This window comes from Ectothiorhodospira shaposhnikovii (genome assembly GCF_016584105.1).
In the GTDB taxonomy this organism is placed as follows: domain Bacteria; phylum Pseudomonadota; class Gammaproteobacteria; order Ectothiorhodospirales; family Ectothiorhodospiraceae; genus Ectothiorhodospira; species Ectothiorhodospira shaposhnikovii.
This window is the reverse complement of the sequence record NZ_NRSM01000013.1, coordinates 77,503-97,037: the sequence shown is the minus strand read 5'-3', so window position 1 is coordinate 97,037 and position 19,535 is coordinate 77,503. Positions and strand designations below refer to the sequence as shown.

The window sequence follows — 19,535 nt, the reverse complement described above, 5'->3', positions numbered from 1 at the left end:
GGTTACGGACTGCCGGACTTCGCAGAGGAACTCAACTACGGGGTCGATCTATCAACCATCTGAGGGTGGTATCAGGTTGGTGGGGTGAAGGTGCCCCATCAACCATTAAATCCGTATACCCCTTTTTCATTGCAGACGGCTCGGATGTTGGTCTTCGCATGCGTAACCACACTCCGTGGGCATCCGAGGCCACATTCCGTTGGACAATCCACGGCGGTCGCGTGATTTTTGGTCAGTTGAAGGAAATGATCCCGAAACAACGGATACCGATCCCAGCCGGATAGCGCCTTATCCCAATCGAACAGCGCCGCCGACTTTCCAGGCAATGTCTCCAGGTATGCCCAGAAGGGGTCACTCATCCGAGGCCCCTCCGGCTCCGACAATAAAGCCCCTGAGTCCGAGCCAGCGCTCGATAACCTCGGCATCACCATCCCGCTTGAATTGCGCTCGGTTACCTGAACTCAAGGTGACCGACCTGGGCGTCTTCGAACCGTCGAATTTAATCTGGAAGCTTGCCTTCACGATCTTTCCACCTGCGGGAAGGGATTTTTCGCGATCACGAAGGGAGGCAAACAGATCCTCGGACCGACGAATCTCAACGTCCTTATGAGCGCCGCCCCAAAAGACCTGAACTTCCTTGAGCCTGACATACTCGATGCCATCGACATCGTCACATAGAAGCGCGTCCTCACCAATTTGCCGCAAAGGTTCCAGATCAAATCGGCTGCGCTCGTTGAAAAACTCTTCGTCTCCGAACAGGTGGAATCCGAATTTCTTGCGGTAGAGCTCCTTCTCACCCTTGGTTTCGGCGTTCATTCGGATTTCCCCGATGACGGGGTTGTAGGCAAGCACGTCGAATTTTTCAGGGCGGAAGTATTGGCTGGTGGATTCACCGGCCTCAATGACCGCTTCACGGGCATAGGGCTTGCCGTGGCGCACGAGGAACCATGTGTGGCCTTCCTTCGGATAGACGAACACCTTGGAATACTTGCCCCGACGCTTCTTGGAAAACCATTCGTCAAGATCGGCTTCGAGGGCCGCGAGAGTTTCCTCGGATGGCAGCACGAAATCCGGCAGCGGGTTTTTCTTGGTCTTAAAATACTCGAAGGACCTGACGTTCATGAAGAACTGTTCGGCGTGTACCTTCTCGATGATTTCCCGGTCAGCCATCCAGACCTGGATCGCCAAGTCTGCCGGTGCGGCGTTCTCCCCGATTTCCACGTCGATGTCCGTTCCGGCGATCTCATCCTGAATGGAATCAAAACCCTCGGGGGTCGAGACTTCATTGACATAAAACAGCGCCTCGGCGAGATCATCCGGGGTCGTACTGTCCGGCGTCAGCAAAAGGTGGCTGAGGGCGTTGTAGTCCGGGCCATCTTCCTGCTGGACTGGTGGCAACTCTACGCCGCGAGCTGAAAAATAGGCGGCATGAGGCTCCAGAAAGGCAATGAGATGCTTCCTGTCGATTCGCCGGAGCATCTCCGGCTTCGAAAAGCGGCGTAGGTTAAAAGTTGCCATCAAATACTCCTGTCGTTTTGTCGTTATTCGTCCATGTCTGTCTCGGTTAACTCCGTTTCCATCCAACGACCTTGCCTAAAACTCGAAGGTCATCCTCCGGCCTGATCCGGATCTTTCTTACCTCCGGGTTCTCTGGCACCAATTCGATGAGCTCGTCTTTGATTTTCAGCCGTTTGACGGTCGCCTCGTTGTTGAGCAGCGCTACAACGATGTCACCATCCTCGGCGATGGGCTGCTGCCGCACGATGATCAAATCGCCATCGTTGATACCGGCACCGATCATGCTGTCACCCACCGCACGGAGTGCGAAGTGCTGTCCGGAACGAACGACGTCCGACTCGACCAGCACTTGGCCGGTGATGTTCTCCTCGGCCAGGATGGGACGGCCAGCCGCCACCATCCCCACAACAGGTACTGAAACCAGAGAGGCAGCCATCTCGCTGGGGCGACGGGCAACAGCTATGCCTCGCGACTTCCCGTCCTCCCGCTTCAGGTATCCCTTGCGCACCAGTTGGTTGATCCGGTCGTGGGCACTCGCCGGGCTGATTTCAAAGATCTCGCTCAGTTCCTTCACCGTTGGAGGAAAGCCCTTGGCATCGACGAAACGACATATCGCTTCGAGCGTTTTCCGCTGCAACGGCGTTATCTCATCCGTTTTCGCTTTGCCCATGGCGTCTCCATTTCTGTTGAAAGACAAAAAGGCGCAATGCGCCAGCAAACCCTAATAATATAAACCTGATGCATATCAGGTCAAGAAATAATCTCACACCTGATTTCCGACACTTCCACGAGCCCCTCGGTAGGTAAGGCCTGAAGAAAGCCGGTTTGAAACCGGACGAGCAGTTAGAAACCAGATAACCGACCAGAGGCGGAGCTGAGGCGGTTGTGGGTGCCAACGAACGCGCATCCCGACCGCCACCGTTTTCTGGCATCCACACCATCCAGCCCCCCGGTCCCACCGGAGGTGTTCGATGTTGGATGTACAGGAAATGAATGATGGGCCGGGGCTTGATGACCTTGGCGAAAACGGCAAACCCGGCCGCCTGTCGGGTGAGGCGAGGCTCCAGTCAGCCGCCTCGATTCTGGCCACGGCGGTCCTGCGCCGAAAGGCAAAAAAAGCATGTGTAGGCAATGAGTTAGAGATTTTCGAAGATTCTTCCCCCGTGCTCGGAGAAGGACTTGATTCATTGCCGGAACAGAGCATTCATTCATGACAACTCGTCCGGAAACCAAAATAAGGAGTTGAAAATGAATGAGTTACAGAACGCCGCCACGGGCGGCAAGAACCAGGACCGAACCCGAAACTCGGTTCTTCGGCAGATGGCCCTGCTGCAATCCATGTCCCTGGAGCAGCTCCGGGAAAAATGGCTCGACCTCTACGGCGAAGAGCCGCCCCAGTACAAAAAGCAATTCCTCATCAAGCGGCTGGCTTATCGCATCCAGGAGCTTTTCTACGGCGGGCTGTCCGAGCAGGCCAAGGTCCATCTCCAGCAGGCCGCCAAGGAGGACCCGGTAGCCACTGTCAATCGACGCATCCCAGAAGAGCGGAAATCGAACGAGGCGCTCCTGCCCGGGACCAGACTGGTGCGGGTCTGGAACGACCGGCGCTATGAGGTGATCGTCCTTGCCGATGGCTATGAGTTCGAAGGCCGCACCTTCCGGTCGCTCAGCGCGGTGGCCAGGGAGATCACCGGGACGCGCTGGAACGGCAAGGTCTTTTTCGGGCTGAAGAAGGTTTACGGCAGAAAAGCCGAGGGAGGTTCGGATGCTTGATAACAGCAATGTCGCGCCGGGCAAGAACAAGACCCTGCGCTGTGCCATCTACACCCGCAAGAGCCACGAGGAAGGTCTCGAACAGGAGTTCAACTCGTTGGATGCCCAACGAGAATCGGCGGAACACTATATCGAAGCTCAGAGGATGCGGGGCTGGACGGCTCTGCCGGATCGCTATGACGATGGTGGTTTCTCGGGCGGGAACATGGAGCGTCCGGGGCTGCGCCGCCTGCTGGCGGACATCGACGCCGGGAAGATCGATGTGATCGTCGTCTACAAGGTCGACCGGCTGTCCCGCTCGCTGCTGGACTTCATGAAGATGATCGACCTCTTCAACGAGAAGGGTGTCAGCTTCGTCTCGGTCACCCAGCACTTCAGCACCACCGATCCCACCGGCCGAATGTTTCTCGGTATCCTGATCACCTTCGCCCAGTACGAGCGGGAGGTCATCGCCGAACGCATCCGGGACAAGGTGGCGGCAGCCAAGCGCCGGGGGAAATACTGCGGCGGCGTACCCATCCTCGGATACGACGTCGACAGGGACAACAAGAAGCTGCTGGTCAACCCAGATGAAGCCAGGACGGTGCAGTACATCTTCCGCCGCTTCATCCAGATCGGCTCGGCCAAGAAGCTGGGCCAGGAATTGAACGAACAGGGATACCGCACCAAGGCCTGGACCACCAAGAAAGGCAAGGTGCGTGAGGGCTCCGAATGGAACACCGCCCACATCTACCGGCTGCTCAATAACCGGATCTATATCGGCGAGATCGCCCACAAGGACCGCAGCTACCCCGGTGAGCACGAAGGGATCATCGACCGGGCGACCTGGGACAAGGTTCAGGCCATCCTGGAGGACAACAAACCGGTCAAGGTTTCCATGGCCAGAACCAAAATGGTCGCCCCACTGAAAGGCGTCATTCGCTGCGGCCACTGCGGATGCGCGATGGGACCGACCTACGCCCGCAAGAACGGCCGCCACTACACCTATTACATCTGCCAGAAGGACAGCAAGCGGACCTTGAGCCGGTGTCCGCTCAAACGGATTCCCGCCGGGGACATCGAGCAGGCGGTGATCGAGCAGTTGAGCGCGGTGTTCCGCACACCGACGCTGGTGGCCAAAACCTACTTCGCGGCCCGGGACATCGAGCAGGTGGAGCGGGAGCGGCTGTTCAAGCAGAAAGCCCAACTCGAGATGGAGCTGTCGCAGGCGCGGGAGCAGGCACTCGAACTGATGAAGCCCGGCAGCGATCAGCCGGGCAAGGCAGAGATGCTGACGACCGTCAACCGCCAGGCGGTCGAGCTCTCGAAACAACTGACGCACGTGAGCGAGCGATGCAGAGCCTACCGGGGGAACAGCATCACGGAACAGGATGTATCGGAGGCCTTCCAGAATGTCGAAGGCTTCTGGGAAGACCTTTTCCCGGTGGAGCGAAACCGGCTCATCCGCCTCCTGGTGGATAAGGTCGAGATCCGCGAGACCGGGATCGACATGGAGCTGCGCACCAACGGGCTGACAACGCTCATCGCCGAGCTGGCCGGTCTGGCATGCGAAGTCACCGAACGGAGGGCAAGCCGATGAAAATGAAGCCGACCATTACCGTTGCGGACAACGGCAACCTGCAGATCCACATCCCGATGCTGATCCGGCGCATGCGTGGCCGCAAGACGGTCATCGCTCCCCAGGCCCTGGATGGAGAAATCACCGGAGCGCAGGAACCGGTGCAGTCCGCCGTCCTCCAGGCGCTGGGCAGGGCCTTTTCCTGGGCCGACATCCTCGAATCCGGCCAGATCAGGTCCATCAGCGAGCTTGCCCGTACCCTCGACGTCGATGGCTCGTATGTGGCCCGCATTCTCAAGCTGACGACCCTGGCCCCCGACATCGTCGAAGCCCTGATCAACGGCGAGGAACCCAACGGGCTCTCGCTGGCCAAACTGACCCAGACCTTCCCGGAGGACTGGGCCGAGCAGCGCCGCCAGTTCGGCTTTGCCACCGACTGACGACCGGACCGGAGACCGCCCCAGAGAGCCGACCATCAGCGTCGGCTTTTCTTCTTTAGGGGGCAGGAAGCCGGAGTTGACCGCGCTTCTTTTCATGGCCGAGGCGGGCAATTTCGAAAAAAACGTCCGGTTGCGGCATCGAACGATGACCTAAGACAACCGTCAAAAATGGCAATCTGCCGCAAACCCATATCAATCAAGGATGTAACTTTCCGGACGCGCTTCGGACTTCGTCCGGAGAAAACAGAGAATCAGGGGCCAAACAGAGAAAGAAAGGCAGGAAGATGGGGAGAATCGGTGGTGCGGAGATGTGCTTTGGAAAGATGTGAAACGGGCGCAAACCCTTTAGAAACAAGGGGAAAAAGAAAACCCGTCACCCCGGAGAATGACCCCAGAGAGACGGGTTTGTCTTTTCTAAATGGTGGAGGCGGCGGGAATCGAACCCGCGTCCGCAAGCCCTACGCCCTTGGTACTACATGCTTAGTTCGTCTTTTAGGTTAACGCCTTGGTCTCCGACGAACAGGATACCGCAGCGCGAGCCCGATCGGTTTTAGTGGTTAAGACCCGGGCAGGTCCGCTCCACGAGCTTGTATGCGATGACCTCTGAGTAGAATCTACAAGCAAATCCCGTCAGAGGCTGACCGGTTTTTAGGCGGCCAGAGCGTAGTTGTCGTCGTTGGCAACTATAGCGTTACAGCATTTTGACGAGGTTAGCTGTATCCTCGGCATGCACCTCAGGTTTCACGACCCACGTCGAAGCCAGGTCGCCCCCTTGAAGTAATGGACAGGTTACCCGAATGGCGGTTCCTTGTCATCCGGTGTTTTTTTCAGTGTCCTTGCAGCCCCGGGTTGTCCAGCAGCTTGATCCAGTGGACCACGGGGGTGTCGGTGCCGGCCTGCAGGTGGGTCTGGCAACCGATGTTGGCGGTGGCGATGAGTTGGGGGCCATCCCGCTCCAGGTGTTCCAGCTTGCGCTGCCGCAGGGGGGCCGCCAGATCCGGCTGCAGCAGGGAGTAGGTCCCCGCCGAACCGCAGCACAGGTGACTTTCCGCCACCGGTAGCAACTGGAATCCGGCACTGCGCAGCAGGGCTTCCACCCGGCCGCCCAGCTTCAGGCCGTGCTGCAGGGAACAGGGGGGATGAAAGGCCACCGTCCGGTTGCGGCCATCCACGGCCAGACGCCGGATGTCCTCCGGATTCAGAATTTCGCAAGGGTCCCGGGTCAGCTCGCTGACCCGCAGGGCCTTGTCCCTGTAGTCGGGATCTTCACGCAGCAGATGGCCGTAGTCCCTCACATGGGTGCCGCAGCCGCTGGCGGTGACCAGGATCGCTTCGATGCCCGCAGTCACCTGGGGCCACCAGGCGTCGATATTGCGTCGGGCCCGGTCTCGGGCGGCATCCTCGGCGTTCAGATGCATGTCGATGGCGCCGCAGCATCCACCCTGGGTGGGAATCAGGCTGATGTCCAGGCGGTTGAGCAACCGGGCCAGGGCGGCGTCGATGTCCGGTTGCAGGGCCGGCTGGACGCAGCCCTGGAGCACCAGCATGCGCCGTACATGGCTTGGGGGCGGCCAGCTGCCCCGGTGGTGGCGTTCCGGGATGCGTCGACGCAGGGAGCCGGGCAGGAGCGGGCGCAGGGCCTGACCCGTACGCAGCAGGAGGCTGAACAGCATCCGGTTGGGCAGGATCTGCCGCAACAGGCGTCGTTGCAGACGGTCGGTCCAGGGGCGCGCCACCTGCCGTTCCACCTGTTCCCGCCCGATCTCCACCAGATGCCGGTAGTCTACCCCGGAGGGGCAGGTGGTCATGCAGTTGAGGCAGGTGAGGCAGCGGTCCAGATGCTGTTGGGTGCGTCGACTGGGAGGCTCGCCCTCCAGGACCTGCTTGATCAGGTAAATCCTGCCGCGGGGGCCGTCCAGTTCGTCACCCCGCAGCTGGTAGGTGGGGCAGGTGGCGTTGCAGAATCCGCAATGGACGCAGCTGCGCAGGATGCGGTCCGCCTCGGCACCGTGGATGGTCTGGGCAATGGCATCCACCAGGCGGGTCTGCATGATCAGAGCTCCGGATACAGGCGGCCCGGGTTGAGGATGCTCCGGGGATCGAAGGCCGCCTTGAGACGACGCTGCAGGGCGAGCATGGGTGCGGTGAGGGGATGGAACGGCTCCGTGCGACCGCCGGCATGACCCCTGAACAGGGTGGCATGTCCGCCGCAGGCTTCGGCCAGGGCGCGGATGTCCGAGGCCGGTACCTCGCCATGGAACCAGCGCAGGGCGCCGCCCCAGTCCACCAGGCAGGCATCGGGAAATCCGCTCATGGGTGCGCCGGGGGGGACGCTGACGCGCCACAGGGGGGCATCTCCATGGAAGAATGGGTGGGTCTGTTCCCGTATGCCGCGCCAGAAATCGTCGGCACCATCCATCATTTCTCCACCGATCAGTTCGGCGGCCTGTTCCACGCCCTGGCGGGCGCCGCACAGGCGGATATGGAGGGTATCGTCCACATGGCAGGCGGCGGAGAGGGGCAGGGGACGCAAGCTCCATTCCTGCAGGGATTCCAGGGCGCGGGAGACGCTGGCAGCCTGGGTCAGGGTGAGCGTGAAGGCCGGTCGGGGCAGTACCTTGACGGAGATGTCCAGCAGGATGCCCAAGGTGCCCTGGGCGCCGGCCATCAGCCGGGACACGTCATAGCCGGCGACGTTTTTCATCACCTGACCGCCGAAGCGCAGCACCTCGCCCTGCCCGTTGAGTATGCGTACCCCCAGGACGGCATCGCGCACGGCACCGGCATAGAGGCGGCGGGGGCCGGAGAGACCGGTGGCGATGGTGCCGCCGAAGGTGGCCCGGGGGCCGAAGGCCGGTGGCTCGAAAGGCAGCATCTGGCCGTGTTCGGCCAGGCGTGCCCGGATCTCGTCAAGGGGGGTGCCGGCTCGGGCGGTGAGAACCAGTTCCCCCGGTTCATGGTCGATGATGCCGCGGTGGCCGACGACTTCCAGAGGCTCGGCATTGACCGGGCGGCCATAGAAGTCCTTGCTGCCGCCGCCGCGGATATCCACCGGACAACCGTCGGCATGGGCCTGGCGCAGTCGTGTCTGCAGTGCTTCAGTCTGGTCCTGGTCGGTCGTCATCCCCGTCGTCATCCTTTTTGCAGGTGGTATTCAGGGTGGTCAGGGTTTGTTGCGGATGGATCTGAAGGATGCTGAGTTTGGCGCCCTGGGCGTGATGGCTGTAGGCGGCGCCTGTATCCAGATAATAGATGTTGCCGCGCAGGCGGGCTTCGGGAATGGGGGTATGTCCGAAGATTACCAGATCAATGCCCTGAACAGGCGTAATCTCTTCGCCCCGGATGAGGCGGTTGATCCGCTTTCTGGACCAGACTGCAAAGTCTCGCAGTCTTTGCTCTTTTTCCAGCCGCTGAATGAAGGTTTGCCAGTTCATCTCCGGCGGGATGTCGGCATGTACGATGCCTACCCGCCCCAGGTCGGTTTCCACTTCAATGGCCAGTGGCAGTTTTCGGATCTCCTCCTGAAAGCGTGTTTGCTGATGCTGGGGGAGGGAAACCCACCATTCGCCGCCATTGAGGGTCAGCCAGCTGCAGGCCAGGTCCTTGTCCAGCGCGGAATCCAGCAGTAGTTGCTCATGATTGCCCTGTACTGCATGAAACCAGGGGGCCTCAATGAATTCCAGCGCCCTGTGAGACTCAGGGCCACGGTCGATGAGGTCTCCCACGGAGATCATCCGGTCATGGTCCGGATCAAACCCGAGTTTTTCCAGTCCCAGTTCAAGGACATGGAACATGCCGTGCAGGTCTCCCACCACAAAATCCCTGCCGAGGGGATTTTTTTTCAGCCGCTGAAACGTGTCATTCATGCCTTCGAGTCCTTGCTTGCATGGGATGCAGTGCCTGCTTCGGGGTTGGTCGCTTCGAGTCCGCGGGTTATGATGACCAGCCCCATCCTGGCTTGATGCCAAGCTCTTTTATGCCAGATCCATTCACGCATAGCACGCTTCCCTGTTTTCTGGATTTCGAGGCGTCATCACTCAGTGAGCAAAGCTACCCGATCCAGGTGGCCTGGTCCGATGGCGTGGGGCAGGTGGAGTGCTGGCTGATCCGTCCCGCCGAGGACTGGAACGACTGGTGCGAGAGGGCGGAGGAGATGCACGGGATCACCCGTGAATCCATCGAGGACGAGGGGCGGGACATCGACTGGATATGCCGGCGCATGAACCAGGCTCTGGCCGGCAAGGTGGTCTTCACCGACGGGGTCCATCTGGACCGTTTCTGGCTGCGACGCCTGTTCATCAGCGGCAATGCCATGCACCGCTTTCGCCTGGGTGATCTGTTCAAGCTGCTTGAGCCCCGATTGCCGCCACCGGAATACCGGCCACCGGATCTGCTGCGCAACCTGATGGACAAGGCCTGGAAGCTAACGCCGGGCTTTGCCCATCAGGCGGACAGTGACGTCAAATACATGCTGAATCTGTGGCGGCTGGTGCGCCACGGATCAAAACTGTCGGGAAAACCAGATGCCGGCGCTGCGACGGCCGCCGGACTCCACCTGGAGGGTTACCCGTCCGGTGGCATCCACGAACACGTCCATGGCGGCGGTGGCGGTTACTGATTCATCCTCGCGCAGGGTGGCGCTGCGCCGGATGTCGCCCCGGGCGGTTTCATCGCCATCCACCCGGGCATAGTCCACGCCCAGACGCAGTTGCAGCGGATCGAACCGGAACGCGGACTCCAGGCCCGCTCCCCACTCATTCCAGACCAGGCGGGTGCTTTGCCCGGCATCGTTCGCGTCCGCCTCGTGATAGGTGAAGCGGCCCAGGGCGCTGAGGGTGGCCGGGCCGGCCTGCAGCATTCGCCAGCGTCCCGAAGTGCCCAGATACCAGCCGGTGAGGTCCATGCCCCGGGTGCTGGGGCTACCGCTCTGGGTCAGGCTCAGGTAGCCGCCGTGGAGTCCGAGCCAGAGCCCATCAAGAAACTGTTCGTGCAGGCGCAGACCCAGCCGGTTCATGCGGGTTTCCACCGTGTCGCCCTCTATTTTCCAGTCACTGATCTGCCGCTGCAGATAGACCTCCAGTTCCGGTCCGCCGGTCTGTGCCGGCAGGCTCAGGGGCAGGACGAGCAGGGGAATGAACAACAGGATCGGGCGCATCGGGTTACCTCGGGGTGGACATTGGGGCGGCAGGATCCCGACGACGATGCTGCCGCCATGCGATCAGGCCCAGCAGGGCCAGGGCGGGCAGGTAGAACCATTCGGGGGCCGGGCGGCTGGCGGGCACCATCACTTCGGTGATCTGCCAGCCGGGTTCCAGTCCCAGGCGCTCCGCCGGGCTGCCGAAGGAGACGAAACTGATACTCACCTCATCACCAAAAGCCATGATGCCCAGACCGGCCTGGCGCAGGCGCTGGGTTGCCGGGGCCGGTTCGCCCAGCGGCAGCATCACGGCCCGGGTCACTTCCCGACCGTCCAGATCCATGCCTTCCACCCGCAGCCGCAGTTGTCCCCCGGTGGGGGCGGCTTCGGCCACCGTCTGGATCTCGGCGGCGGGCAGGTGGTCATAGCGGGGGTGGATGCGGTCCATGAGCAGATTGGGGGCGAACATTACCAGGGCCGCCACCAGCAGGAGTGCGGATTCGTGCAGGCGGCTGCGGGTCAGGAACCAGCCCTGGGTGGCGGCGGCAAACATCAGGATGCCGATGAGCGCGCCCATGAAGGTGATCAGCAGCTGCCAGAGACTGTCCACGCCGATAAGCAGCAGTTGGGTGTTGAACACGAACAAAAAGGGCAGGGTCACGGTCCGCAGGCTGTAGATGAAGGCCTGCACCCCGGTACGGATCGGGTCGGCGCGGGAGACCGCGGCGGCGGCGAAGGAGGCCAGGCCCACTGGCGGCGTGACGTCGGCCATGATGCCGAAATAGAACACGAACAGGTGGGCGGCGATCAGCGGGATCAGCAGGCCGTGCATGGAGCCCAGTTCCACGATCACCGGGGCCATCAGGGTGGCGACGATGATGTAATTGGCGGTGGTGGGCAGGCCCAGGCCCAGCACCAGGCAGATGACGGCGGTGAGCAGCAGCATGAGCATCAGGTTGCCGCCGGAGAGGAATTCCACCAGGTCGGTCATGGCCAGGCCGATGCCGGTCATGGCCACGGTGCCGACGATGATCCCGGCGGCGGCGGTGGCCACGCCGATGCCCACCATGTTGCGGGCGCCCTGCACCATGCCGTCGGCCAGGTCCTTGCAACCCCGCGGGAATGGATTGTCCTGTCGGCGTCCGAACAGCACCATCAGCGGCCGCTGGGTCACCATGATGAAGATCATGAACACCACCGCCCAGAAGGCCGACAGGCCGGGGGAGAGCCGTTCCACCACCAGACACCACACCAGCACCACCACCGGCAGCAGGTAGTGCAGTCCCGCCTGTAGGGTGGGTCCGGGATCCGGCAGTTCCAGGTGTCCCTCGTCCACCATGGGGGGCTCCGGTACCCGGCAGGCGATCCAGAGCAGACCCAGGTAGGCGGCCATCACCAGCGTGCCGATCACCCATGTGGAAGCGTCGCCGGTCACGGTCTTGATCCAGCCCAGGCCGTAGTAGGTGACGCCGGCCAGGATGAACAGCCCCGAGACGGTCAGACCAAAGCCCAGCAGGCGGCGCTGCCAGGTGCTTTCATGGCGCCTGGGCAGTCCTTCCATGCCGGCCTTCATGGCTTCCAGGTGAACGATATAGAACAGGGCGATGTAGGCGATCACCGCCGGCAGGAAGGCGTGCTTGACCACCTCCACGTAGGGGATGCCCACGTACTCCACCATGAGAAAGGCGGCGGCCCCCATGACCGGTGGCATGAGCTGCCCGTTGACCGAACTGCTCACTTCCACCGCCCCGGCCTTGTGGGCGGGGAAGCCCACCCGTTTCATGAGGGGCACGGTGAAGGTGCCGGTGGTGACCACGTTGGCGATGGAGGAACCGGACACCACGCCGGTCATGCCGGAGGCCACCACGGCGGCCTTGGCCGGGCCGCCCCGCAGGTGGCCCAGCAGGGCGAAGGCCACGCGAATGAAATAGCCGCCGGCACCGGCTTTTTCCAGCAGGGCACCGAACAGCACAAACAGGAAGACGAAGCTGGTGGAGACCCCCAGGGCAATGCCGAAGACCCCTTCGTTGGAAAGCCATTGCTGGGACATGGCGCGGGCGAAGGATGCGCCCCGGTGGGCGATCATGTCGGGCATCCAGGGGCCGGCGAAGGTGTAGAGGAGGAACGTCAGGGCGATGATCATCAGGGCCGGCCCCAGCACCCGACGGGTGGCCTCCAGCAGCAAGGCCATGCCGCAGCCGGCGATGGCCAGGTCCAGGGGAGTGGGTGCGCCGGGGCGCTGGGCCAGTTCCTGGTGGAACAGGAACAGGTAGGCGGCGCAGAAGGCGGCCATGGCCCCCAGCAGCCAGTCGGCCACCGGCACGCGCTCGGCCGGTGCGGGGCGCAGGGCCGGCCAGGCGGCCAGCAGGACGGCGGCGCCGGTGGCGGCGAAGACCCAGGCCCTGGGGATGTCCTGGATGAACTGGTACAGGGCCAGGCCGAACAGGCCGGTGGCCAGCAGCAGGAAGAAGATGCCCGCCAGGGGGCGATGCCTGGCCATGGGGCTGACGGCGGGGAAGGCGATGAAGGCGAGGAAGACGGCAAAGGCCAGGTGGATGGACCGGGCCTGGGTTTCGGAGACGACGAAAACGTCGAACCAGAAGGGCAGGGGAGAGGCGATCCAGATCTGGAACAGTGACCAAGCCAGGGCGGTGACATAGAGCAGCGCCCGGACGGGTGGTCCGGGTTTGCGACCGCCGGTTTCCATTTGACCGGCCAGGTCGATGCTGGAAGTGTCCTGGTTGTTCAAGGGTATTTTGTCCGTTCAGCACATGAAATAGCCCTTCTCCCCCAGGGGAGAAGGGCGTAAAGCGGGACTTTTCAGTCCATCAGCCCCGCTTCCCGGTAATACCGCGTGGCCCCATCATGCAGCGGCGCCGACAGGCCCTGACTCACCATGGCCTCTTTCTGCAGCACGCCGAAGGCCGGGTGCATGCCCTTGAAGGTGTCGAAGTTTTCAAACACCGCCCGGGTCACGTTGTAGATGGCCGACTCCGAACTGCGGGTGGAGGAGACCAGGGTGGCGCCCACGCCGAAGGTCTCCACGTCCTCCTCCTGCCCCGGATACATCCCCGCCGGGATGGTGGCGCTGAAGTAGTAGGGGGTATCTTCCACCAGCCGGTCGATCACCGCTCCGCTGACCGGCACCAGGCGTGCGTTGCAGGTGACGATGGGCTCCTGGATGGCCGCCGACGGGTGACCCACCGTGAACAGCACCACGTCGATCCGGTTGTCGCACAGGGCCTGTCCCTGCTCCCGGGAAGGCAGTTCCGAGGCCAGGGCGAAATCCTGCATCGTCCAGCCGTAGTGCTGCATCAGCACTTCCACCGTGCCCCGCTGCCCGGACCCCGGGTTGCCCACATTCACCCGCTTGCCCTTGATGTCCTCGAAATTCCGGATGTCGCTATCCGCCCGCACCAGTACCGTGAACGGCTCCGGGTGCAGGGACATGACGGCCCGCAGGTTCTCGTCCGGACCGGCTTCCTCGAAACGCTCGGAACCATGATAGGCATGGTACTGCCAGTCCGATTGCACCACCCCAAGGTCCATCTCGCCGGCGCGGATGGAGTTGAGGTTGAACACCGAGCCACCGGTGCTCTGGGCACGGCAGCGCAGGCCATGGCTGTCCTGGTCCCGGTTGACCAGCCGGCAGATGTGCTGGCCGGTGGGATAGTAGACACCGGTGACGCCGCCGGTGCCGATGGTGATGAAACGCTGGTCGGCCGCGGCGGGCAGGGCCGCCAGGCCAGTCAGTACCGCGGTCAAGGCCATTCCTGTCATGTGCTTGCGCATGGGGCTTTCTCCTGAAGGCAGCTGTGAACCTGACTCCTGTTCATGGGTTTTTTGCGTGCGTGGAAAGGCAAAATCCAGTAACATTCAAGCCTTTTTCGAACGCCTGATCAATCGCTTTGCGGGGAGTAACCCGAAATGTTTTCCAGCAACATGAGTATCGCCGGCTATGACGATGAGCTTTGGCAGGCCATCGAGTCCGAGTCCCGCCGTCAGGAAGAGCATATCGAGCTGATCGCCTCGGAGAACTATGCCAGCCCCCGGGTGATGCAGGCCCAGGGCTCGGTACTCACCAACAAGTATGCCGAAGGATACCCCGGCAAGCGCTACTATGGCGGCTGCGAATACGTGGACACGGCCGAACAGCTGGCCATCGACCGCGCCAAGACCCTGTTCGGCGCCGACTACGTCAACGTCCAGCCCCATTCCGGTTCCCAGGCCAATGCCGCCGTCTACATGGCCCTGCTCAACCCCGGCGATACGGTGCTGGGCATGAGCCTGGCCCATGGCGGTCATCTTACCCATGGCGCCAAGGTCAATTTCTCCGGCAAGATCTACCATTCGGTGCTCTACGGCATCGACGATCAGGGTTATATCGACTACGACCAGGTGGAAGCCCTGGCGGTGGAACACAAGCCGAAGATGATCGTGGCCGGTTTCTCCGCCTATTCCCGGGTGGTGGACTGGCAGCGCTTCCGTGACATCGCCGACACCGTGGGTGCCTACCTGATGGTGGACATGGCCCACGTGGCCGGTCTGGTGGCCGGCGGGGTCTATCCCAATCCGGTGCAGATCGCCGACGTGACCACCTCCACCACCCACAAGACCCTGCGCGGTCCCCGTGGCGGCGTCATCCTGGCCCGGAGCAATCCGGAACTGGAAAAGAAGTTCAATTCCCTGGTTTTCCCCGGCACCCAGGGTGGTCCGCTGATGCACGCCATCGCCGGCAAGGCCGTGGCCTTCAAGGAGGCCCTGGAGCCCGAGTTCAAGGCCTATCAGCAGCAGGTGGTGGCCAATGCCCGCGTGATGGCGGCTGAACTCATGGCCCGGGGCTACAAGGTGGTTTCCGGCGGTACCGACAACCACCTGTTCCTGGTGGACCTGATCGACAAGGGCATCACGGGCAAGGACGCGGACGCGGCACTGGGCCGGGCCAACATCACCGTGAACAAGAACTCGGTGCCCAACGATCCCCAGTCCCCCTTCGTCACCAGCGGTCTACGCATCGGCACACCGGCCATCACCACCCGCGGCTTCAAGGAAAACGAATGCAAGGCGCTGGCCCAGTGGATCTGCGACGTGCTGGATGATCTGGACAACCAGGCGGTGATCGATCAGGTCAAGGCCCGGGTGCTGGATGTCTGTGCCCGTTTCCCGGTGTATGGTCGCTGAGGCCGCATCGGGGCAGCCCGGGGTGATGTCACCATGAAATGCCCTTTTTGTGGCACCCCCGATACCCGCGTGGTGGATTCCCGCCTCGCGGGCGAGGGGGATCAGGTCCGGCGGCGCCGGGAGTGCGTTTCCTGCGGCGAACGCTTCACCACTTTCGAAGGGGCGGAGTTGAACCTGCCGCGGGTGATCAAGCGCGACGGTAGCCGAGAGCCCTTTGCCGAGGCCAAGTTGCGGGCGGGCATGATGCACGCGCTGGAAAAGCGCCCGGTGGCCACGGACCAGATCGAGGCCGCGGTGGCCCGGATCAAGCACCAGGCCCTGAGTCAGGGTGAGCGGGAGATTCCGGCCAAGCGTATCGGTGACTGGGTGATGGAAGCCCTCAAGGAACTGGACCAAGTGGCCTACATCCGTTTTGCCTCGGTTTATCTGAGTTTTGCCGACGTCCAGGCCTTTCGCGAGGTGGTGGAGCGTCTGGAAAAGGAACCGCCGCCCGACGGCGGTGCCCAGGCCTCCTAGGCGAGTTGGCCATGGATCCGTTCAGCGGTCGGGATCATCGACTCATGGGGCGGGCCCTGCAACTGGCCCGCCGCGGACTTTACACCACTGATCCCAATCCCCGGGTGGGGTGCGTGGTGGCCCGGGATGGTCATGTGCTGGGGGAGGGCTTTCATGTGCGGGCCGGCGAGCCCCATGCGGAGGTCCTGGCCCTGGCCCATGCCGGTGAGGCGGCCCGGGGCGCCACGGCCTATGTGACCCTGGAACCCTGCAGCCATCATGGCCGCACGCCGCCGTGTGCGGATGCCCTGCTCCGGGCCGGCGTGGGGCGGGTGGTGGCGGCCATGACCGATCCCAATCCCCTGGTGGCCGGTCGGGGTCTGGAACGGTTGCGGGCGGCGGGCGTGGCGGTGGCCGCGGGCCTGATGGAAGCGGAGGCGCGTGCCCTCAACCCCGGATTCGTCAGCCGGATGGAGCGGGGGCGACCCTGGGTCCGGGTCAAGCTGGCGGCCAGTCTGGACGGTCGAACCGCCATGGCCTCCGGCGAGAGCCGGTGGATCACCGGCGAGGCGGCGCGGCAGGATGTACAGTCTTTGCGGGCCCGTGCCTCCGCCATCCTGACGGGGATGGGTACGGTACGGGCTGATGATCCCCGTCTGGACGTCCGCCTGTCGGCCGAGGCCCTGGACGTGGACGGGCCGGTGCGCCAGCCCTTGCGGGTGGTGCTGGACCGGGAGGGCCGGCTGACCGCCGCCGCCCGTCTGTTTCAGACCGGTGGCCCGGTGCTGGTATTGACCGCCCCCGAGGCGCTGGCCCGTCAAACCCGGGATCTGGCCGACGTCAACGCCCGGGTCGAGGCCGTGACCGTTTCCCGGGGGCATCTGGATCTGCCCGCAGTGATGAACCTGCTGGCCCGGCATCAGGTCAATGAACTGCATGTGGAGGCCGGGCCGGTGCTGTGCGGCGCCCTGCTCGGGGCCGGCCTGGTGGATGAACTGGTGATCTATCTGGCACCCCATCTGATGGGCGCCACGGCGCGGGGGTTGTTCGACCTGCCCCTGGGACGAATGGCGGATCGCGTGGCACTGGAGATCAGCGACATGCGGGCCGTGGGCAGGGACTGGCGAATCACGGCCCGCGTCGTCGGTCCGGGCGCGGGGGATGAGGGTCGCTGATCGATCCACCCCGGCGCAATCGACAATCATCAACCCGAGATCCCGACATGTTCACAGGTATCATTCAGGCCGTCGGCACCCTGTCCGGTGTCGAGGCCCGTGGCGGAGACAGCCGCCTGACCCTGGGTACCGGCAAGCTGGACCTGGCCGATGTGAGACTGGGCGACAGCATTGCCGTCAACGGCGTCTGCCTGACCGCCGTGGCCCTGCCCGGTGACGGCTTCGTCGCCGATGTCTCCCGCGAGACCCTGGCCAGGACCTCCCTGGGAAACCTGTCGCCCGGTGACCCGGTGAACCTGGAAAAGGCACTGACCCTGTCCACGCCCCTGGGCGGCCACCTGGTCAGCGGCCATGTGGATGGCCTGGGCCGGATTACCGCCATCGAGCCCGATGGCCGCTCCTGGCGCTATCATGTGCAGGTGCCGGACGAACTGGCCCGTTACATCGCGCCCAAGGGATCGGTGTGCATCGACGGCACCAGCCTGACCGTGAACACGGTGGACGGGGCACGGTTCAGCGTCAATATCGTCCCCCACACCCAGCAGGAGACCATCATCCGGACCTACCGGGTGGGTACCGGGGTGAACATCGAGGTGGACGTGGTTGCCCGTTACCTGGAGCGTCTGCTGCTGGGGGACGGGGCCGCCCGGTCCGGCAGTGCCATCAGCGAGGCCTTTCTGGCCGAGCACGGCTTTCTGAAATAGGCGCGGTGCCTGTGCATGATGTGATCTCGAACCAGGGGGGATGACCCATGATGGAATGGCTGGATGATACCCTGCTGCAGGCGGGGAACTGGGTGCGTGGCCATGTGGGCCAGATTGCGCTGGCCTTCGTGGCCACCGTGCTGGTGATCTACGGCAACGATATCAATCGCGTGGTGAAGATGATCCTGCGCTCCTATCATCGTCTGGTCCGTCTGCTGGGCTTTGTCCTCATGTGTGCCTTCGGCTACGGCGCCCTGACCGTCTTCCTCACCCCCATGCTTGCCGATGCCATGCTCATGGTGGATACCCGATGGATGGCGCCCATGGTGGTGGGCGCCTTCCTGTTGCTGGGCTTTCTGGCCGAGCGCAAGCATCAGATGTGATCCGACCCCGTCGGATTTCCACTCCAAACCCCAGCCGGCGATTGCCCATGTCATTCAATACCACGGAAGAAATCATCGAAGACCTGCGTCAGGGTCGTATGGTGATCATCGTCGATGACGAGGACCGGGAGAACGAGGGCGATCTGCTCATGATCGCCTCCCTGACCCGGCCCGAAGACATCAATTTCATGGCCCGCTTCGGGCGCGGCCTCATTTGCCTGACCCTGACCCGGGAGCGCTGTCGTCAGCTCAAGCTGCCGCTGATGGTGGGGGATACCAACGACAAACATGCCACCAACTTCACCGTCTCCATCGAGGCGGCGGAAGGGGTGACCACCGGGATCTCCGCCTACGATCGCGCCCATACGGTGCGTACCGCGGTGGCACCCAATGCCCGCCCCGAGGACCTGGTCCAGCCCGGACACATCTTTCCCCTCATGGCGCAGCCGGGCGGGGTGCTGGTGCGGGCCGGACATACCGAGGCCGGTTGCGACTATGCCCGTCTGGCTGGGTTCGAGCCGGCGGCGGTGATCGTCGAGATCCTCAACGAGGACGGCTCCATGGCCCGGCGTCCGGACCTGGAGCGCTTTGCCGCCGAGCATGACCTGAAGATGGGCACCATCGAGGACCTGATCCGTTACCGCATCGAGAACGAGCGCAGCGTGGAACGGGTGGCGGAAAGCCCGTTTCCCACCGAGTTCGGCGAGTTTCGCCTCATCGCCTACGAGGACACGGTGGACAAGGCTCTGCACTTTGCCCTGGTCAAGGGCGAGGTGGACGACGAGACGCCCACCCTGGTGCGCGTCCATCTGGGGGGTGGCCTGTGCGATACCCTGGCCTATCGTGGCCCCAACTGCGGCTGGCCGCTGCGGGCGGCGCTGGCGCGCATCGAGGCGGAAGGGGCCGGAGTGGCGGTGGTCATTCACAAGCCGGAAAGTCCCCGGGAAATGGTCCGTCGCCTGCGGGAGATGGCCTTGCGCAGCCGCCAGCCCAGCCCACCGGCCCAGGATGAGCAGGAACCGGCCGAGCTGCGTACCCACGGCATCGGTGCCCAGATTCTCAAGGACCTGGGCATCAGCAAGATGCGCCTGCTGTCCTCCCCCAAACGCTTCCATGGGCTCGGTGGTTTCGGGCTCGAAGTGGTCGAATACGTCAACGACTAAGTCAAGAG

Annotated in this window: 20 protein-coding genes and 1 other RNA gene; 11 read left to right on the top strand and 10 right to left on the bottom strand. The window is 63.1% G+C overall.

Translation table 11 applies throughout. The annotated features are described in order from the left end of the window. Window positions 1-98: 98 nt before the first annotated feature. Genes CKO35_RS09355 through lexA form a run of 3 tightly spaced genes read right to left on the bottom strand, consistent with a single transcriptional unit; the run spans window position 99 to window position 2,188 of the window. On the bottom strand, window positions 99-359 hold the full coding sequence (locus tag CKO35_RS09355; RefSeq protein WP_200175055.1) for a hypothetical protein: 261 nt from the start codon (window positions 357-359) through the stop codon (window positions 99-101). Then, window positions 352-1,518: a hypothetical protein gene (locus tag CKO35_RS09350; RefSeq protein WP_200175053.1), complete on the bottom strand. Its 1,167-nt coding sequence runs from the start codon at window positions 1,516-1,518 to the stop codon at window positions 352-354. The genes CKO35_RS09355 and CKO35_RS09350 overlap by 8 nt, the downstream gene beginning before the upstream one ends. A 46-nt stretch (window positions 1,519-1,564) precedes the next feature. Continuing rightward, entirely contained in the window at window positions 1,565-2,188 is a 624-nt protein-coding gene (gene lexA, locus CKO35_RS09345; RefSeq protein ID WP_144234527.1) for a transcriptional repressor LexA, read from the bottom strand. A 301-nt stretch (window positions 2,189-2,489) separates the two neighbouring features. On the opposite strand from lexA, the gene CKO35_RS09340 reads away from it, so the two are divergent. From CKO35_RS09340 to CKO35_RS09325, 4 genes are read left to right on the top strand one after another with little or no spacing between them, the layout of a single operon-like run. Further along, window positions 2,490-2,732, top strand: coding sequence for a hypothetical protein (locus CKO35_RS09340; RefSeq protein ID WP_200175051.1), 243 nt, complete (start codon window positions 2,490-2,492; stop codon window positions 2,730-2,732). 34 nt (window positions 2,733-2,766) lie between these two features. Further along, window positions 2,767-3,291 carry a DUF2924 domain-containing protein gene (locus tag CKO35_RS09335; RefSeq protein WP_027370643.1) on the top strand — a complete coding sequence of 175 codons (525 nt, stop codon included), beginning with the start codon at window positions 2,767-2,769 and terminating at the stop codon, window positions 3,289-3,291. Beyond that, window positions 3,284-4,870 (top strand): recombinase family protein, encoded by a 1,587-nt coding sequence (locus CKO35_RS09330; RefSeq protein ID WP_144303954.1) that lies wholly within the window; start codon window positions 3,284-3,286, stop codon window positions 4,868-4,870. Before CKO35_RS09335 ends, CKO35_RS09330 begins: the two co-directional genes overlap by 8 nt. Continuing rightward, entirely contained in the window at window positions 4,867-5,289 is a 423-nt protein-coding gene (locus CKO35_RS09325; RefSeq protein WP_027370645.1) for a hypothetical protein, read from the top strand. The genes CKO35_RS09330 and CKO35_RS09325 overlap by 4 nt, the downstream gene beginning before the upstream one ends. A 419-nt stretch (window positions 5,290-5,708) precedes the next feature. Here CKO35_RS09325 and ssrA read toward each other — a convergent pair. The 4 genes from ssrA to CKO35_RS09305 all read right to left on the bottom strand — a co-directional run bounded on the left by ssrA (window position 5,709) and on the right by CKO35_RS09305 (window position 9,155). Further along, window positions 5,709-6,061, bottom strand: a transfer-messenger RNA (tmRNA) gene (ssrA, locus tag CKO35_RS09320). Between the two features lie 55 nt (window positions 6,062-6,116). Next, a complete protein-coding gene (glcF, locus tag CKO35_RS09315; RefSeq protein WP_200175049.1) occupies window positions 6,117-7,340 on the bottom strand; it encodes a glycolate oxidase subunit GlcF in 1,224 nt (407 codons plus the stop codon). Between the two features lie 2 nt (window positions 7,341-7,342). Continuing rightward, complete coding sequence (glcE, locus tag CKO35_RS09310) at window positions 7,343-8,413, bottom strand: glycolate oxidase subunit GlcE (RefSeq protein ID WP_200175047.1); 1,071 nt, start codon at window positions 8,411-8,413, stop codon at window positions 7,343-7,345. Next, entirely contained in the window at window positions 8,388-9,155 is a 768-nt protein-coding gene (locus CKO35_RS09305) for a metallophosphoesterase (RefSeq protein ID WP_200175045.1), read from the bottom strand. Before CKO35_RS09305 ends, glcE begins: the two co-directional genes overlap by 26 nt. 110 nt (window positions 9,156-9,265) lie before the next feature. On the opposite strand from CKO35_RS09305, the gene CKO35_RS09300 reads away from it, so the two are divergent. After that, complete coding sequence (locus tag CKO35_RS09300; RefSeq protein ID WP_200175043.1) at window positions 9,266-9,907, top strand: 3'-5' exonuclease family protein; 642 nt, start codon at window positions 9,266-9,268, stop codon at window positions 9,905-9,907. On the opposite strand, the gene CKO35_RS09295 is transcribed toward CKO35_RS09300, so the two are convergent. From CKO35_RS09295 to CKO35_RS09285, 3 genes are all read right to left on the bottom strand, one after another. After that, window positions 9,791-10,444, bottom strand: coding sequence for a hypothetical protein (locus CKO35_RS09295; RefSeq protein ID WP_200175041.1), 654 nt, complete (start codon window positions 10,442-10,444; stop codon window positions 9,791-9,793). The genes CKO35_RS09300 and CKO35_RS09295 overlap by 117 nt on opposite strands. A gap of 4 nt (window positions 10,445-10,448) precedes the next feature. Continuing rightward, on the bottom strand, window positions 10,449-13,133 hold the full coding sequence (locus tag CKO35_RS09290; RefSeq protein WP_200175085.1) for a TRAP transporter permease: 2,685 nt from the start codon (window positions 13,131-13,133) through the stop codon (window positions 10,449-10,451). A gap of 113 nt (window positions 13,134-13,246) precedes the next feature. After that, entirely contained in the window at window positions 13,247-14,206 is a 960-nt protein-coding gene (locus tag CKO35_RS09285) for a TAXI family TRAP transporter solute-binding subunit (protein ID WP_274600822.1), read from the bottom strand. 147 nt (window positions 14,207-14,353) lie between these two features. Between CKO35_RS09285 and glyA the strand changes: the two genes are divergently transcribed. From glyA to ribBA, 6 genes are read left to right on the top strand one after another with little or no spacing between them, the layout of a single operon-like run. After that, window positions 14,354-15,607, top strand: coding sequence for a serine hydroxymethyltransferase (glyA, locus tag CKO35_RS09280; RefSeq protein ID WP_200175037.1), 1,254 nt, complete (start codon window positions 14,354-14,356; stop codon window positions 15,605-15,607). Between the two features lie 33 nt (window positions 15,608-15,640). Then, a complete protein-coding gene (gene nrdR, locus CKO35_RS09275; protein WP_200175035.1) occupies window positions 15,641-16,123 on the top strand; it encodes a transcriptional regulator NrdR in 483 nt (160 codons plus the stop codon). 11 nt (window positions 16,124-16,134) lie between these two features. Next, complete coding sequence (gene ribD, locus CKO35_RS09270; RefSeq protein WP_242467114.1) at window positions 16,135-17,277, top strand: bifunctional diaminohydroxyphosphoribosylaminopyrimidine deaminase/5-amino-6-(5-phosphoribosylamino)uracil reductase RibD; 1,143 nt, start codon at window positions 16,135-16,137, stop codon at window positions 17,275-17,277. 47 nt (window positions 17,278-17,324) lie between these two features. Next, window positions 17,325-17,981, top strand: a complete 657-nt coding sequence (locus CKO35_RS09265) for a riboflavin synthase (protein WP_200175032.1) — start codon at window positions 17,325-17,327, stop codon at window positions 17,979-17,981. A gap of 47 nt (window positions 17,982-18,028) precedes the next feature. Further along, on the top strand, window positions 18,029-18,364 hold the full coding sequence (locus CKO35_RS09260; RefSeq protein ID WP_200175030.1) for a DUF3392 domain-containing protein: 336 nt from the start codon (window positions 18,029-18,031) through the stop codon (window positions 18,362-18,364). A gap of 47 nt (window positions 18,365-18,411) precedes the next feature. Further along, the gene (gene ribBA, locus CKO35_RS09255) at window positions 18,412-19,527 is read left to right on the top strand and encodes a bifunctional 3,4-dihydroxy-2-butanone-4-phosphate synthase/GTP cyclohydrolase II (protein ID WP_200175028.1); all 1,116 of its coding nucleotides are present in this window, start codon (window positions 18,412-18,414) and stop codon (window positions 19,525-19,527) included. Window positions 19,528-19,535 lie beyond the last annotated feature (8 nt).

Excerpts from the sequence above, each read along its gene's own strand:
- CKO35_RS09335 (WP_027370643.1), top strand. The coding sequence starts at position 2,767 with ATGAATGAGTTACAGAACGCCGCCACGGGCGGCAAGAACCAGGACCGA.
- glyA (WP_200175037.1), top strand. The coding sequence starts at position 14,354 with ATGTTTTCCAGCAACATGAGTATCGCCGGCTATGACGATGAGCTTTGG.
- CKO35_RS09295 (WP_200175041.1), bottom strand. The coding sequence starts at position 10,444 with ATGCGCCCGATCCTGTTGTTCATTCCCCTGCTCGTCCTGCCCCTGAGC.
- CKO35_RS09290 (WP_200175085.1), bottom strand. The coding sequence starts at position 13,133 with ATGGAAACCGGCGGTCGCAAACCCGGACCACCCGTCCGGGCGCTGCTC.
- CKO35_RS09330 (WP_144303954.1), top strand. The coding sequence starts at position 3,284 with ATGCTTGATAACAGCAATGTCGCGCCGGGCAAGAACAAGACCCTGCGC.
- CKO35_RS09305 (WP_200175045.1), bottom strand. The coding sequence starts at position 9,155 with ATGAATGACACGTTTCAGCGGCTGAAAAAAAATCCCCTCGGCAGGGAT.
- CKO35_RS09355 (WP_200175055.1), bottom strand. The coding sequence starts at position 359 with ATGAGTGACCCCTTCTGGGCATACCTGGAGACATTGCCTGGAAAGTCG.
- glcF (WP_200175049.1), bottom strand. The coding sequence starts at position 7,340 with ATGCAGACCCGCCTGGTGGATGCCATTGCCCAGACCATCCACGGTGCC.
- CKO35_RS09300 (WP_200175043.1), top strand. The coding sequence starts at position 9,266 with ATGCCAGATCCATTCACGCATAGCACGCTTCCCTGTTTTCTGGATTTC.
- CKO35_RS09350 (WP_200175053.1), bottom strand. The coding sequence starts at position 1,518 with ATGGCAACTTTTAACCTACGCCGCTTTTCGAAGCCGGAGATGCTCCGG.
- CKO35_RS09340 (WP_200175051.1), top strand. The coding sequence starts at position 2,490 with ATGTTGGATGTACAGGAAATGAATGATGGGCCGGGGCTTGATGACCTT.
- CKO35_RS09285 (WP_274600822.1), bottom strand. The coding sequence starts at position 14,206 with ATGACAGGAATGGCCTTGACCGCGGTACTGACTGGCCTGGCGGCCCTG.
- glcE (WP_200175047.1), bottom strand. The coding sequence starts at position 8,413 with ATGACGACCGACCAGGACCAGACTGAAGCACTGCAGACACGACTGCGC.
- ribD (WP_242467114.1), top strand. The coding sequence starts at position 16,135 with ATGGATCCGTTCAGCGGTCGGGATCATCGACTCATGGGGCGGGCCCTG.
- nrdR (WP_200175035.1), top strand. The coding sequence starts at position 15,641 with ATGAAATGCCCTTTTTGTGGCACCCCCGATACCCGCGTGGTGGATTCC.
- CKO35_RS09260 (WP_200175030.1), top strand. The coding sequence starts at position 18,029 with ATGATGGAATGGCTGGATGATACCCTGCTGCAGGCGGGGAACTGGGTG.
- CKO35_RS09325 (WP_027370645.1), top strand. The coding sequence starts at position 4,867 with ATGAAAATGAAGCCGACCATTACCGTTGCGGACAACGGCAACCTGCAG.
- ribBA (WP_200175028.1), top strand. The coding sequence starts at position 18,412 with ATGTCATTCAATACCACGGAAGAAATCATCGAAGACCTGCGTCAGGGT.
- lexA (WP_144234527.1), bottom strand. The coding sequence starts at position 2,188 with ATGGGCAAAGCGAAAACGGATGAGATAACGCCGTTGCAGCGGAAAACG.
- CKO35_RS09265 (WP_200175032.1), top strand. The coding sequence starts at position 17,325 with ATGTTCACAGGTATCATTCAGGCCGTCGGCACCCTGTCCGGTGTCGAG.